The 13,343-nt window shown below is 69.0% G+C and carries 11 protein-coding genes and 1 pseudogene; 3 read left to right on the top strand and 9 right to left on the bottom strand.

What is annotated here, in order from left to right; all coding sequences use genetic code 11:
* Nucleotides 1–327: 327 nt before the first annotated feature.
* Entirely contained in the window at nt 328–1,038 is a 711-nt protein-coding gene (locus tag AMYBE_RS0124610; RefSeq protein WP_027927965.1) for an SDR family NAD(P)-dependent oxidoreductase, read from the bottom strand.
* 25 nt (nt 1,039–1,063) lie between these two features.
* On the opposite strand from AMYBE_RS0124610, the gene AMYBE_RS0124605 reads away from it, so the two are divergent.
* The gene (locus AMYBE_RS0124605; RefSeq protein ID WP_020662053.1) at nt 1,064–1,531 is read left to right on the top strand and encodes a MerR family transcriptional regulator; all 468 of its coding nucleotides are present in this window, start codon (nt 1,064–1,066) and stop codon (nt 1,529–1,531) included.
* A 205-nt stretch (nt 1,532–1,736) separates the two neighbouring features.
* On the opposite strand, the gene AMYBE_RS42275 is transcribed toward AMYBE_RS0124605, so the two are convergent.
* The 3 genes and pseudogenes from AMYBE_RS42275 to AMYBE_RS0124590 all read right to left on the bottom strand — a co-directional run bounded on the left by AMYBE_RS42275 (nt 1,737) and on the right by AMYBE_RS0124590 (nt 4,905).
* On the bottom strand, nt 1,737–2,288 hold the full coding sequence (locus AMYBE_RS42275; protein WP_020662052.1) for a class I SAM-dependent methyltransferase: 552 nt from the start codon (nt 2,286–2,288) through the stop codon (nt 1,737–1,739).
* A gap of 248 nt (nt 2,289–2,536) precedes the next feature.
* Nucleotides 2,537–3,403: pseudogene (locus AMYBE_RS42270) on the bottom strand (methyltransferase domain-containing protein); the annotation flags it as partial.
* Between the two features lie 362 nt (nt 3,404–3,765).
* The gene (locus tag AMYBE_RS0124590) at nt 3,766–4,905 is read right to left on the bottom strand and encodes a CaiB/BaiF CoA transferase family protein (protein ID WP_027927964.1); all 1,140 of its coding nucleotides are present in this window, start codon (nt 4,903–4,905) and stop codon (nt 3,766–3,768) included.
* 139 nt (nt 4,906–5,044) lie between these two features.
* Here AMYBE_RS0124590 and AMYBE_RS0124585 point away from each other — a divergent pair, with 139 nt between their 5' ends.
* A complete protein-coding gene (locus tag AMYBE_RS0124585) occupies nt 5,045–6,220 on the top strand; it encodes an acyl-CoA dehydrogenase family protein (RefSeq protein WP_020662049.1) in 1,176 nt (391 codons plus the stop codon).
* Between the two features lie 400 nt (nt 6,221–6,620).
* Here AMYBE_RS0124585 and AMYBE_RS45050 read toward each other — a convergent pair whose 3' ends face one another.
* Entirely contained in the window at nt 6,621–8,147 is a 1,527-nt protein-coding gene (locus AMYBE_RS45050) for a PucR family transcriptional regulator (protein WP_020662048.1), read from the bottom strand.
* Between the two features lie 149 nt (nt 8,148–8,296).
* Between AMYBE_RS45050 and AMYBE_RS0124575 the strand changes: the two genes are divergently transcribed.
* Nucleotides 8,297–9,736 carry a purine-cytosine permease family protein gene (locus AMYBE_RS0124575; protein ID WP_020662047.1) on the top strand — a complete coding sequence of 480 codons (1,440 nt, stop codon included), beginning with the start codon at nt 8,297–8,299 and terminating at the stop codon, nt 9,734–9,736.
* Nucleotides 9,737–9,772: 36 nt separating this feature from the next.
* Here the strand turns inward: AMYBE_RS0124575 and AMYBE_RS0124570 are convergent, their stop codons facing one another.
* From AMYBE_RS0124570 to AMYBE_RS0124555, 4 genes are all read right to left on the bottom strand, one after another.
* Nucleotides 9,773–10,549 carry an IclR family transcriptional regulator gene (locus AMYBE_RS0124570; protein ID WP_020662046.1) on the bottom strand — a complete coding sequence of 259 codons (777 nt, stop codon included), beginning with the start codon at nt 10,547–10,549 and terminating at the stop codon, nt 9,773–9,775.
* Between the two features lie 63 nt (nt 10,550–10,612).
* Nucleotides 10,613–11,044: an RbsD/FucU domain-containing protein gene (locus AMYBE_RS0124565; protein WP_020662045.1), complete on the bottom strand. Its 432-nt coding sequence runs from the start codon at nt 11,042–11,044 to the stop codon at nt 10,613–10,615.
* Between the two features lie 22 nt (nt 11,045–11,066).
* A complete protein-coding gene (locus AMYBE_RS0124560) occupies nt 11,067–11,831 on the bottom strand; it encodes an SDR family NAD(P)-dependent oxidoreductase (RefSeq protein WP_020662044.1) in 765 nt (254 codons plus the stop codon).
* Between the two features lie 35 nt (nt 11,832–11,866).
* Nucleotides 11,867–13,207, bottom strand: a complete 1,341-nt coding sequence (locus tag AMYBE_RS0124555; protein ID WP_020662043.1) for an MFS transporter — start codon at nt 13,205–13,207, stop codon at nt 11,867–11,869.
* Between the last annotated feature and the right edge of the window lie 136 nt (nt 13,208–13,343).

The raw sequence follows: 13,343 nt of genomic DNA, 5'->3' as shown, positions 1-13,343 counted from the left end.
ACAGGGGACCGGTGGACGACGATCGAGGCGTGCGCGCGGAGGAGCCCGCGGCAGCCCTCTGGGCTGTCGGCGGTCGCCCACCACGCCTCGCCCGGCGTGCGGTGCTCATCGCGGCAGACGAGAGGCACCGTCCTCATGTCGACGAATAAGCGGGACACCGCAGGCACCGCGAGGAAGCAGCCAATCGCAATTTTATGTTGTGCGTGTGCCTGTGATTGGTAGTTGGCCCCTGTGATCGATAGGCGGCCCCTCGGTCTGCTGCTCTGTGAGCAAGTTGACCTCGTTTTGGGATCGACCGTCGCGAACACCTGCCGCGCCCCGTTCGGATTACCAGGGAAGGGTGCCTTCGGCGTCGAAGTAGCCTCCGGTGGGGCCGTCAGTCCCCGCCTGTGCCATGCGCACGATGATCTCGGCGCCCTGCTCGACGGTCTGGAGGCCGGTGTTGCCGTTCAGGTCGGTCTGGGTGAATCCAGGTTCCACCGCATTGATCCGCATGTTCGGGAACGCCTTCGCATACTGCACAGTGATCATGTTGACCGCGGTTTTCGACGCGGGGTACGCGACGAGCGTATAGGCGTATTGCCGGGTACCCGGGGTGGTAGCCCGGGTCAGCGAGGCCAGAGCGCTGCTGACGTTGACCACCACTGCGGCGGTGGAACGCCGCAGCAGCGGGAGGAACGCGCGGAGGACGCGCACCGTGCCGAAGACGTTGGTCTCGAAGGTCTGCCGCATCAGGCCAACTGTCAGGTCCGCGGCGCCGATCACGTCATTGGTGTCTCGCCATTCCGGTGCGATTCCGGCGTTGTTGACCAGCACGTCCAGCCCTCCGTCGGCCTCGATGGCCTTGACCGCGGCCGCCACGGACGCATCGTCGGTAACGTCGAGCTGGACTACCCGTGCGCCGAGCTGCTCGGCGGCACGGCGCCCGCGTTCGGCGTCCCGGCTTCCGACGTAGACGGTATGACCTGCGGCAATGAGTCGGCGGGCGGTCTCGAAGCCGAGCCCCTTGTTCGCTCCGGTGATCAGCGTTGCTGTCATGACCATGCACGCTACGTTTTAGAGCATGCTCGAAGTCAAGTCACAGTCGGAATCCGGACCCGCTCGCTCCGATCTCCAGGAGGGCCTGAGCATTGCCGAGGCCGCCCGCCGCACCGGGGTCAGCGTGCACACCCTGCGCTACTACGAACGCGCCGGACTGGTCGTCAACCCTGTCGACCGCACCACTGGCGGCCGGCGCCGTTACCACCAACTCGACCTCGACTGGATCACCGTCTGCACCAAGCTGCGTGCCACCGGCATGCCTATCAAGACCATCCGACAGTACGCCCAACTCGTCTGCGCCGGGCGCGGCAACGAGCAGGAACGACTCTCCCTTCTGGAGGCGCATCGCGCCGAGGTGACCGCTAAACTCGCTGAGCTACAAGAAAACCTCGAACTCATCGATCACAAGATCGACGTCTATCGAGGCCGACTCGCTGCCGGCGATGCTGACCAACTCTGGGCGCCCAACCGCCACGCTAACGCCCACTGAATACCCGGCTCACAGAACAGCCCCATCGATCAGATCGGTCCATTCGCGGCTGTGCAGACGACTTCGAACCTTGGCAAGCTCGTTAACGTCACGTTCCGTGCCTATACGTGGCCAGCTAACTCCTCGCTAACCCATCGTCCGTGGGGAATTCCAACTGGCCGCTGGCATTCGACGGTGCCAACCCGAATCACACGCCCGGGGTCACCTATCGATCACAGTGCGCCAACGGTTTCGATCGTGCAAGGGGCCACCACCAGATGACTGTCAGGCCATGGTGCGGCCGGTCGAGGAAGAACCTGCGTGCCTTCGGATCGCTGCCGCCGGTCTGCGGAATCTCGAACTGGACGGTGCGGTTGCGGTGGTCCTCGCTCCAGGCGCGAACTTCCTCGGCAACACGATCGGCGAGGCCGGCTCCCGCCTCGCTGTGACCGATGAACCCGACCTCCATGATCTTGCCGCCGCTCTCGGTGTGCCCGGCAAGACGCCACGTCAAATAGGCGAGCTCACGCTCCCCAGGCACGGCCATCGTGCTCGCACGGAACATCGGTTCAACCACACCGGCATCGATCGCGGCGTGGTCAACCGACATGGAGCACAGGCTGGTGTCCAGCACGCACGCGAGCCACAGGTAGAGCCATTCCAGCGACTGGATCGGCACGAACCTGACACCGGTCCACGCCTCGAATCGCGGACGGTCAAACACCCCCAACAGCCCTGCTGAGTCGATCGTGTGTTCCTGGTTGAGCTGGAGTTTCACCGCCTTGTCAGCGGTCAGCGGAATCTTCCGCGCGGGTCGTCGGCGATCCCGTTCCGCAGGGGCACGAAGCCGCACATTTGGTGGTCCGTGCTGGCCGGCGCGCCAGACGCTGTGGACCAGCCCGGCCCATCCGTGGCAGAGCGAGGCGTCGCCGAGCTGGGCGAGTTGCGCCTGATCGGTGACGCGCCAGCCCAGGATCCTCTCGGCGTGGTGTTGACGGGCTCGATCGCCGAGGGCCGCTCATGGTGTTATCCGATCGACCACCGATGTTCGCCGTCCGGATCGTCGAGCCATACCGTGTTGACGCCCTCGGTGTCCACGGTCAACCCGAGACGGCTCCACGTGGGCTCATCGTTGTCGCGCCACAGGCGGTACGCCGACTCGACGGGTTGCCACAGCGACGTTGTCCCGCCTTCGGTCACCGTGTTGTCGGCGATGTCGACACGCGACCAAGATCCGTCCGGTGCGGTCAAGGTGTGCGCGTACGGTCGTCGCGTCGCCTCGTCGAGAAGCGCGCCGAAGACCACGTCTCGCGGCAGTCCGACGAGCTGAGCAAGGAACCACATCACACGGTTTTCCCACGGCGGCACCGGCGCGGAAGTGCCGAAGGACCGCTCTGCTTCGGTGTGATGGGTTGCGGGCAATGGATTCCCGGCTTCGCCGTTGTGTCGCATCGTCATGAACGATCCCCATTTAGCGGCGAATCGTCCTTCCAAGGTGCCGTTGTCCTTGCGGTGAAGGTGGACGAGGTTGCCGGCGCTGACGGCGAGCTTGAGGTCGACGAGGAGGGCTCCGCCGGGGGCCAGCTGACGCGTCCACGACGCGGGAACCGCGGGGACCGCGCACGTCGCGATGATCCGGTCGTACGGCGCGTGCTCGGGCAAGCCGCGCTCGCCGTCGACAGCGACGACGGTGGGCCGAAACCCTGCGTCGGCAAGCCGCTGACGCGCCAGAGCAATCAGCTCCGGGTCGATGTCGACGGAGAAGACCCTGTCGTCCCCGAGGCGGTGGCACAAGAGCGCGGCGTTGTATCCGGTTCCGGTTCCGATCTCCAGGACCCGGCGACCGTCGCGTATGTCGAGCATTTCCAGCATCCGGACCATGAGTTCCGGGTTGGTGCTCGACGATGCGGGTTCGGGCTGCGCCGCGACGGCTGTCCAGGGCTGTCACGAGGGTCTTGGTCGCGTAGACGCGGGCCCAGTGATCGGCGGCCTCCCAACTCGTCCACAACGCCGAGAATGGCCTTTACCTCGACGCCTATGCCCCGGGTGATGCTTAGGCACGGGGCAGCCGACCATGCTGGACCCGTCGGATGCAGTTGCCACCAGCGGCGGAGGCGTGCGGACTGATCGGAGCGGGCTGGGTGGCCTTTCGGGAATGGGCGAACCAGAGCCGCGATTGTTGGCTTTGAACCGGGACCAGCCGACACGCGTACTATGCCCTTCGCGCATTGTCCATAACGAAACGCATTACCTGCTCACGCGTCCAGCCAGTCCCGGAGCACTTGGGCGCGGTCGGCACCGAGCCTGGGCACTTCGGCGGCCCGGCGAGGCTGGGGATCGGCCGCGCCGAAGCGGACCGGCTGGCGGAGACAGGCCAGTTCGCCGAGGGTGGCGTCGTGCAGCCGGCCGAGCACGCCCCGGCCGTGCACCGCGCCGAATGCCGCCGTCAGATCCTGTACCGGCCCGGCGGGCACGCCGTGCGTCTCCGCGTGGCCGACGATCTCCTCGATCTTGCGGGTGCTCGTCCAGTCCTCGATGATGCCCCGCAGCCAAGGCTCGTGGGCGGTGCGGTCGGCATCGGTCCGCAGCCTCGGGTCGCCGGCCAGCCCGGGGCGCTCGATCATGGCGAGCACCGCCTGGAAGGTCCGGTCGTTGGCGGCGGCCAGCACCACCTGCCCGTCGGCGGCGCGGTAGGCACCGAACGGGGTCGTCACAGGATGCCGGTTCCCGACTCGGCCCGGTGCCGCACCGGTGGCCGCGAGCAGGCTCGCATTGGTGACTTGCAGCGACACCATGGCGTCGAGCATGGCGATGTCGAGATGCTGTCCTGCCCCGGTGCGCTCGCGCTGGACGAGTGCGGCGCACACTGCCCACGCGCCGTACAGTCCGGCGATCACGTCGGCCAGCGACTCGCCCACTCTCGTCGGCTCGCCGTCCGGCTCGCCGGTGGCGGCCATGAGCCCGGACATCGCCTGCACGATCAGGTCGTAGGCCGGTCGCCCGGCCAGTGCGCCGTGCTGACCGAAACCGGAGATGCTGGCGTACACGGCGCGCGGGTTCCGGCGGAGGACTTCGCCCGCTCCGACGCCGAGCCGGTCGGCGACTCCGGGCCGGAAGTTCTCGACGACCACGTCGGCGCGCTCGGCGAGGCGGAGGAACTCCGCCCGGTCGCCGTCGTCTTTCAGATTGAGGCTGATGCCGCGCTTGCCGCGGTTGAGCATGGCGAAGTAGACGCTGGTCCCGTCGCGGAACGGACCGAGGTGCCGGGTGTCGTCCCCGCCCGGGGGCTCGACCTTGACGACGTCCGCGCCCAGATCGGCGAGCATGCTCGTGCAGAACGGCCCGGCGAGCACCCGGGACAGGTCCAGCACCCGGATTCCGTCCAATGTGGACAATTTTGGCTCCTTTGCGTCGACTGCGCCCGACGCTAGGAAGCCGTGGCCGCACGGGAAATGGGCAGTCGCCTGAAGCAGGCAACGGCTTTCAGGCAGTCGCACATTGCCGACAGCGCGGCGGACCTGCCTGACTGGCAGCATGACGACGACTCAGCAGACGCCCGCGACGGGCGAAGCGTTCCGGCTGCCGGACGAGTACCAGGACCTGCGCGCGTCGGTGCGTGCGTTCGCGCAGCAGCGGCTCGGCCCGATCGCGGCCGAGGTCGATGCCGCGGACGCGTTTTCCCCCGCGGCCTACCGGGAATTGACCGCGGCCGGTTTTCACGCGCTGGGCGTGCCGGAAAGGTACTCCGGCGCTGGGGCGGACGCGCTGGCGCAGGCAGTCGCGGTGGAGGAAATCGCCCGCGTCTCGGCCGGCATCTCCACGGTGCTCACCTCGAACAAGCTCGGCGTCACACCGCTGCTGCTGGGCGGGACGGAGGAGCAGCGTGCCCGGTACCTGCCTTCAGTGGCGACCGGTGACGTCTTGTGCGCCTACGCGATCTCCGAACGCGAAGCCGGAAGCGACGTGGCCGCGATGCGGTGCCGGGCGGTGCGCGACGGCGACGGCTGGCGCCTCGACGGCACGAAGAGCTGGATCACCTCGGCCGGCGAGGCGGGCTTGCTGGTCGTGTTCGCGGTGACCGACCCGGGCGCGGGCAGCCGCTCGGCTTCGGCGTTTCTCGTCGAGGCCGCCGACGCCGGAATCGCTTACGGGGCACCGGAACGGAAGATGGGCCTGCACGGATCGGTGACCCGGGAAGTGCACCTGGACGGGGTCCGGATTCCCGCGGACCGGTTGCTCGGCGAGCGCGGCCGAGGAGTGCACCTGGCGCTGGCCACGCTCGACCACACTCGGGTCTCGATCGCCGCGCAGGCGGTCGGGATCGCCCAGGGCGCGCTCGACTACGCCGTCGGCTACGTCCGGGAGCGGCGCCAATTCGGCCAGGCGATCGCGGAATTCCAGGGCGTTCAGTTCATGATCGCCGACATGGCGATGGCCATCGAAGCCGCCCGCGCCCTTGCCTACCGCGCCGCTGCGGCGGCGCAGAGCGGTGCCCCCGATCTCGCTTTCCTCGGTGCGGCGGCGAAATGCCTCGCTTCCGACACCGCGATGTCGGTGACCACCGACGCCGTGCAGCTGCTCGGCGGCGCCGGGTACGTGCGCGACCATCCGGTCGAACGGATGATGCGCGACGCCAAGATCACCCAGATTTACGAGGGCACCAACCAGATCCAGCGGGTGGTGATGGCGCGGGCGCTGCTGAAGGGCTGATCCGGCCCTGAGCCCGGTGGTCCGGGCCGGCTGCCGAGGCGTCGGCTCGGTCGGGCCACCGCAAAGCGGATGCATGGTTCCGCTCCTCGGAGAAGGCCATCGCGACCGTGCTGACAGCCACCGCCATGGAACACGCACTCATGCGCGGCTGCGGCTGCCGGTTCCGGGTTGACCGGTGAAGCGGGCTGTCTCCGCCTTGCGGATCACAGTGCCTAGTCCAGCCACCGCGCGACGGGGCCACGCAGTAGGTGGTTCATGCGATCCCCCGCGAGTGTGCGCCTGCAGTGGTCCGGGCCGGGCAGCCGTCATTTGCCTCGACGTCGCACCGCGTTCCGCCGAAGACCGCATCAGGAAATGGCGCGACGCGACCACTGCGGAACGTCCTCGCCGGCGACGACGTTCATCGCGCCGGCGAACTGCCTTCGGACGGGCCCAGCACACGCAGGGCCAGCCACAGTTCGAGACGGTCCTCGGTCGCCGACAGCCGTTTGCCGGCCAGCTGCTCGATCTGGTCGAGGCGGTACCGCAGCGAATTGCGATGCAGCCGCAGCACCCGGCAGGTCGCGGCCGGGGACCCGTCGTGCTCCAAGTAGGTCCGGAGGGTGTGTTCCAGCTCCGCTCCGTGCTGGGCGTCGTAACCGCGCAACGGGGCCAGCAGGGCGGTCGCCAGCTCGGCTATCGGCAGATCCGCTCCGCTGGTCAGCAGACCGGTCAGCGACAACGTCCGGCACACCTGCACGCCGGTTCCCTGCCGTTGTGCGTGCCGGGCCTCGTGGTAGCCGATCCGGATGCCGCGCGGCCCGCGGTGACCGCCGCTCACGCCGATCCGGGGCTGCCGGTCTCTGTCGGCGAGATAGCCCTCCAGCGCGCCGGCCGCGGCCAGCGCGTCCGCGGATCCCGGCACCACCACGACGATGTCGCCGTCCACTTGGCAGGTCGGGTGCAGGTCGGTCTCGCCGCGCAACAGCGCGGCCAGGTCGAGCGGCCGGTTCCGGAACACCTCGCCCAGCCGCGCCGAGCTGGCGACGACCACCCGGTGCTCCTGCGCCGCGTCGATGCCGGCCGCGGCGAGTTTGCGCCGCGCGTCCGAGACCGGCACCGACTCGTGCAGGACATCGGCGAGCACCTGTGCCAGGAGCTCGCGGCGGCCGGAGAGAAGCGCCTGCCGCCTGCCGACTTCCATGCCGACCAGGTTGGCGGCAGCGGACAGCACGCTGAGCCTGTCCTGTGTGCCTCGGCCGGCGAGGTACCCGGCGACCCCGTCGTCCACCCGGAGCGGATACGCGACGACCGCGGTGTCCCCGGGCCGGGCCGCGTCCGCCTCCGCCGGCCCGGCCGCGGTCGCCAGGACTAGTTCGTCGATTCCCCAGGACCGGCCGCGCGGCCACTGCGCCCAGACCTCGCCGGCCGCGCCGACGACCGCGACCTCGGCGTCCAGCCGCCGGGCCAGCGCGGGCACGACGTGCTCCAGTCCGCGGCCGGCCAGCAGTGCGGCGGTGATCTCGTCCTGCACCAGTGCGGCTTCCCGGATCCGGCGGTACTGCTCGGCGAAGATTCGGTCTGCGACCCATCGGCTGATCTGGATGAACGGCACTTCGACCGGCGAGCTCAGCAGGACGAGCCCGTGCCGCTTCGCCGCCTGGCGCAAGCCGGCCGGAACGCTGTCGTGCACCAGCCCGATCCCGACGCACATCGCGGCGACCGGAACGGCCGTCAGATCCCGCACCAGCCGGTCCCACTGGTCCCGGGAACGGCGCCGGAGCGCGGTGGTGAGCACGAGCTCGCCGCCGCGCAGGAACCGGACCGGATCGTCGAGCTCGGTGGTGGACACCCAGCTGATCGGCGACGCCGATCCGTTGCTCGGTCCAGCCACCGCCGACAAGCGGAGCTGTTCGTCGGCGAGCAGATCCGCGACGTACACCGACATCGGCCCAGCCTGCCACATCAGGCCGCGGCAGGCGTCGGGCAATTGCCCAGCCGAACACCCGCAACGCTGGGCAGGCGCACATACGATCCCGGTCGGCGCGGCTTTACCGTCGCCTTCCGACGGCGCACCCTCGCAGGACGGAGAAACGGATGAGCACCTCCCCACGGGGTTCCGCGGACGCACCGCCGGACGCCTCGGCCACGCACCGTGCCGCATCGGTGGTCGAACGCCATTCCATCGAAGTGGTGCCGGTTGCCGAACGCCACGGCCGGACCTGGCACCTGGGCACGCTGTGGTTCATGGTGAACGCCCAGCTGACCGCGCTCGCGGTCGGCTTCATCGGCCCGGAGATCGGCGCCTCGTTCTTCACCTCGATCGCGGGCATCGTCGCGGGGGCGCTGTTCGGCACGTTCTTCATGGCGTTCCACTCCGCGCAGGGACCGCACCTGGGCCTGCCGCAGATGATCCAGTCGCGGGCGCAGTTCGGCTTCCTGGGCGTGCTGCTGCCGATGGTGTTCGTGGTGCTCATGCTGCTCGGCTTCAACATCTTCAACCTGCAGCTCATCGGTCAGGCGGCCGCCGGCGGCACTGGCGAAGCCGCACCGTGGGGAGTGATCGGCGGCGGGGTGCTCGCGGTGGTGCTCGCGGTCGTGGGCTATCGCGCTCTCCACGCGGCCGAACGCTGGCTCGCTTACCCGTTCCTGCTGCTGTTCGGCGTGCTGACGGTGGCTGTCCCATTGCACGTTCCGCTGTCCGCTGGCCAGTTCGCGCCCTCGTCGTTCAGCGGGTCGGGATTCCTGGTGATGTTCGGGCTGGTCTCGGGCTGGCAGCTGGCTTGGGCACCCTATGTCTCCGACTACTCGCGCTACCTTAAGCCCAGCGTGGGCCACGTCGCCCCGTTCGCCTGGACCTACACCGGTTCTTCCGTCGCGGCGATCTGGCTCATCGGTCTCGGCAGCTATCTCGGCACGGCCTATCCGAAGCTCAGTCCGGTCCGCGCGGTGATCATCGCCGGCGACACGGTGTTCCACGGCTTCGGCATGCTGGTCGCGATCTACTCGGTGCTCGGCCTCGTCGCCGTGTCCGCGGTCAACCTCTACACCGCGAGCATCACGCTGCTGTCGATGGCCGACTCGATTCGCGCGCTGCGGCCGACCCGCGCCAAGCGGATCGCCGCGGTCGCGGCCGGCGGGGGAGCCGGGCTGCTGCTGGCCCTGTTCGCGCCGGGCCAGTTTCTCGACAACTTCCACAACTTTCTGTTGCTGTTGCTCTATTTCATGATTCCGTGGACGGCCGTCAACCTCGTCGACTACTACCTGCTGCGCCGGGGCGAGTACGACGTCGGCGATCTGCTCCGCCGCTACGGCGGCCAGTACGGCCGGTGGTCCGCCGCCGGGTTGACCGCCTATCTGGCCGGCTTCGCGGTGATGGTCCCGTTCTTCAGCGTTCCCGGCCTCTATGTGGGTCCCGTCGCGGAGGCACTGGGCGAGGCCGATCTCTCCGCGTTCGTCGGCCTCGGCGTTTCGGCCGGTCTCTACGTCGCACTCGCCAGGCGGGCTAGGCGTCGCGGGCAGTCCGCCGACGTCTGATCCAGCCGGTCGATCTGGGGCACCGGCGAAGACGGCTCAGTCGTCTTCGCCGGCCGCCGGCTTCTCCGGCTCGCGGAGGTGGCCGAGATCCCGGGAAACCGCTTCCGTGGTGGCCAGTAGTTCGGGCAGCAGCCGGCGCAGTTCGCCGAGGTCGGCCTGCGTTTTGATCGAGGTGATGCTGATCGCGCCTGCGACGTCGCCGGTGTAGTCCCACACCGGCGCGGCGACGCAGTTCGAGATGGTCTCGTATTCGCCGTCGTCGTAGGCCCAGCCCTGCCGCCGGACCTCGCCGAGGCGTTCTTCGAACGCCGCGCGGGTGGTCAGCGTGGCGTCGGTGAACCTCTCGAAAGTCGCGCGGTCGAGGATCGCGTCCGCCTCCTGAGGCGGCAGATGGGCGAGGATCGCCTTGCTGACGCCTGCGGTGTGCACGACGACGTACCCGCCGATGCGCGTGTCCAGGTGGATCGAGCCGGCGGGTTCGATCTTGTCCACGTAGACGATGCGGTCGCGTTGCCGGACCGCGAATTGCACGGTCTGCCCGACCCGCTCGCTGAGGTCGACGATGTGGCGGTGGACCAGCGTGCGGAGGTCGAATTGCGCCAACGCGGACTCCGACAGCGCCGCCAGCCGGAACCCGACGCCGTACCGGCCGCGCTCGTCTTTGCGGACGAAACCGGCTCCTTCGAGCGTCTGCAGCAGCCGCAGCGCAGTGGTGCGATGCACCCCGCACATGTCGCTGATCTCCGCCAGGGCGCGCGGCCGGATGCTGCAGAACTCCAGGATGTCGATCGCGCGCTGGACTGTCTGGGCCATTCTGGGCTGGTGCTCCTCCGCCGGGTGCAGCATTTCCGCCGCGAGTGCGCTGACCGCACAATGCTACGAGAGCTCGGCGGCGGGGAGCACGCCGACGTGCAGCAGTACGTTGCCGAACTTCCGCAGGTCTCCTGTGACGACCGCCAGCACGAGGTCGTCGCTGCCGGCCAGCGCGTAGAACTCTTCCCGGGACACCAGCGAGCGTGGCACGTCGGCGGGAAACAGCTCCGCGGTCTGGTCCTGGACTTCGCTGGGCAGGCCTTCCGGGCCGGGCCGCATCTGGGTGATGCGGTCGATCCGGACGGTGTCGCGCACGGCGGATGCCACCTCGGGCACGGTCGGCGTGCCGGCGGTGAGATTGAGGAAAACCGTTCGGGCCTGGCGCCCGACGCGGTTGACCGCCCAGTGCCCGTCGGTGACGAGCACGGTGGAGCCGTGCCCGGTGCGGGCCAGCGAGGCCAGCACTTCGGGGTGGGTGACGGTGCTCGCGATCATCGCTGAATTCTCCTTGTGCGGCTTATCGGAGGTACTGGCCGCCGTTGACGTCGGTGACCGTGCCGGTGACGTAGCCGGCGTAGCGCGAAGCCAGCCACAGGGCCGCTCCGGCCACGTCCTCGGGGGCACCGGCGCGGCCGAGCGGGATGCCGGCGACGGTGCGCGCTTTGGACTCGGCGGTGGTGAAGGTGTCGTGGAAAGGCGTCGCTTCGATGAAACCTGGCGCCAGGCTGTTGACGGTGATGCCGTCCGGCGCGAGTTCGGTCGCCAGGGCACGGGTGAACCCGAACAGTGCGGCCTTGGAGGTGGCGTAGGCCAGCGCGCCGGGGTGCCCGCCGGTGTGGCCGGCCAGCGAGGCGACGTTGACGATGCGCCCGCCCGATCCGCGGCGCAGCAGCGGCAAGGCGCCCTGGCTGAAGAGGAAGGTGCTGTCGAGGTTGACGCGGAGGATTGACTGCCACAGCTCGAGCGTCAGCTCGCCGAGGGTGGCCCGCTGGACCAGCCCGCCGACATTGTTGACTAGCACGTCCAACCCGCCCAGGCCGTCCTCGACGGCCGCGATCGCGTCGGAGACCTGCGCCGGGTCGGTGGCGTCGGCCGCGAGTGCCAGCGGTTCCCTGCCGGTCGAACGCGTGACGTCTTCGAAGAACTGGGGATCCGGTTCGTGCGTGCGGTAGGTGATCGCGATCCGGGCCCCCTCCCGCGCGAACAGCTGCGCGATCGCCTTCCCGATGCCGACCCCGCCACCGGTCACCAACGCGGTTTTCCCGGCGAGCAGCTGATCCATGTTCTCTCCCGTCAGATGGTGTGCTGGAGCGTTCGTCATGACGCGCGGGCGGCGGTATTGCCCTCGGGACGACGGTTGGCGTAGCGGTAGGTGGCCGCGGCGGTGACGATGAGGCAGGCGGCCAGGAACGTCAGCCCGAGCCGGTCGCTCCCGGTCGCCGACTTGATGAGGCCGACCGCGTACGGCGCGACGAAACCGCCGATATTGCCGAGCGAGTTGACCAGGCCAAGGCTCGCGGCGGCCGCGGCGCCGGAGAAGAGCGCGGCCGGGATGGAGAGGAACGGCGCGATGGCCGAGAAGATCCCGATCGCGGCCATGGACAGGAAGATCAGCGCCAGGGTCGCGCTGACCGGCAAGAGGTAACCCGCGGCCACGAGGCCGACAGCGGCCACGACCATGCTGACGCTCGCGTGCAGCGCCCTCCGCCCGGTGCGGTCGGCGCGGCGGCTCCACCAGTACACGCACGGAACGGCCGCGGCGTAGGGGACCATCACCAGCCAGCCCAGCGCGGAGTTGCCGAAATGGCCGAGGCTCTTGACGATCGTCGGCAGCCACAGGCCCAGGCCGTAGATCCCGCACACCATGCCGAAGTTCAGCACCCCGTAAACCCATGCGCGCCGCGATTTCAACCCGGCGAGGAAAGGCCGGCGCGCGGGCGAGGCGTTGGCGGCGAGTTCGGCGTTCATCATCTGGGTCAGCCAGGCACGCTGTTGCTCGCTCAACCAGGCGGCGTCCTCCGGCCGGTCAGTCAGCCAGAACAACGTCAGCACGCCCAGCACGATCGCCGGAAGCCCCTCGACGACGAAGACCCACTGCCAGCCGTGCAGGCCCCAGTGGCCGTCCAGATCGAGGATCGCGCCGGACAACGGCGCGCCCACCGCATTGGCCACCGGCTGCGCCAGCACGAAGATGCCGAGCACCGCCACTCGCTGCGCGGCCGGGAACCACAGGGTGAAGTAGAAGACCACGGCCGGGAAGAACCCCGCCTCCGCCGCGCCGAGCAGGAACCGGAGCACCAAGAACGACGTCTCGCCGGACACCAGGGCCATCGCGGTCGCCAGCACGCCCCAGCTGACGAGGATGCGCGAGATCCACCGCCGCGCGCCGAACCGGTACATCGCCGCGTTGCTGGGAATCTCCAGCAGCACGTAGCCGATGAAGAAGATACCCGCGCCGAGCCCGTAGGCGGCGTCCTGGATGCCGAGATCGTGCGCCAGCCCGGCCTTGGCGAAACCGACGTTGTTCCGGTCCAGATAGGCGACCAGGTACAGCACCACGATCAGCGGCAAGATCCGCCACCGCACGCGGCGCAGCGTCGTCTCGGCGATTCCGCCTCGTGCGATGCCCGGCTTGGCAGCCGAGGACGTCCTGTCCATCGCGATCCTCCTTGACCACGGTCGCGCCGCGGAGTTCCGCCCGGCGCTTGTCAGCGCTGGAATGTAGTAGATAGTGCACAAGCTGTGCAAGTAGTGCACAAGATCGACTCTTTGAGAGCGGAGAAAATGACGGAGA

Origin of the sequence: Amycolatopsis benzoatilytica AK 16/65 (genome assembly GCF_000383915.1) — a bacterium.
Taxonomy (GTDB): domain Bacteria; phylum Actinomycetota; class Actinomycetes; order Mycobacteriales; family Pseudonocardiaceae; genus Amycolatopsis; species Amycolatopsis benzoatilytica.
The sequence above is the reverse complement of the archived record's forward strand: the minus strand, read 5'-3'. Positions and strand labels throughout refer to the sequence as shown.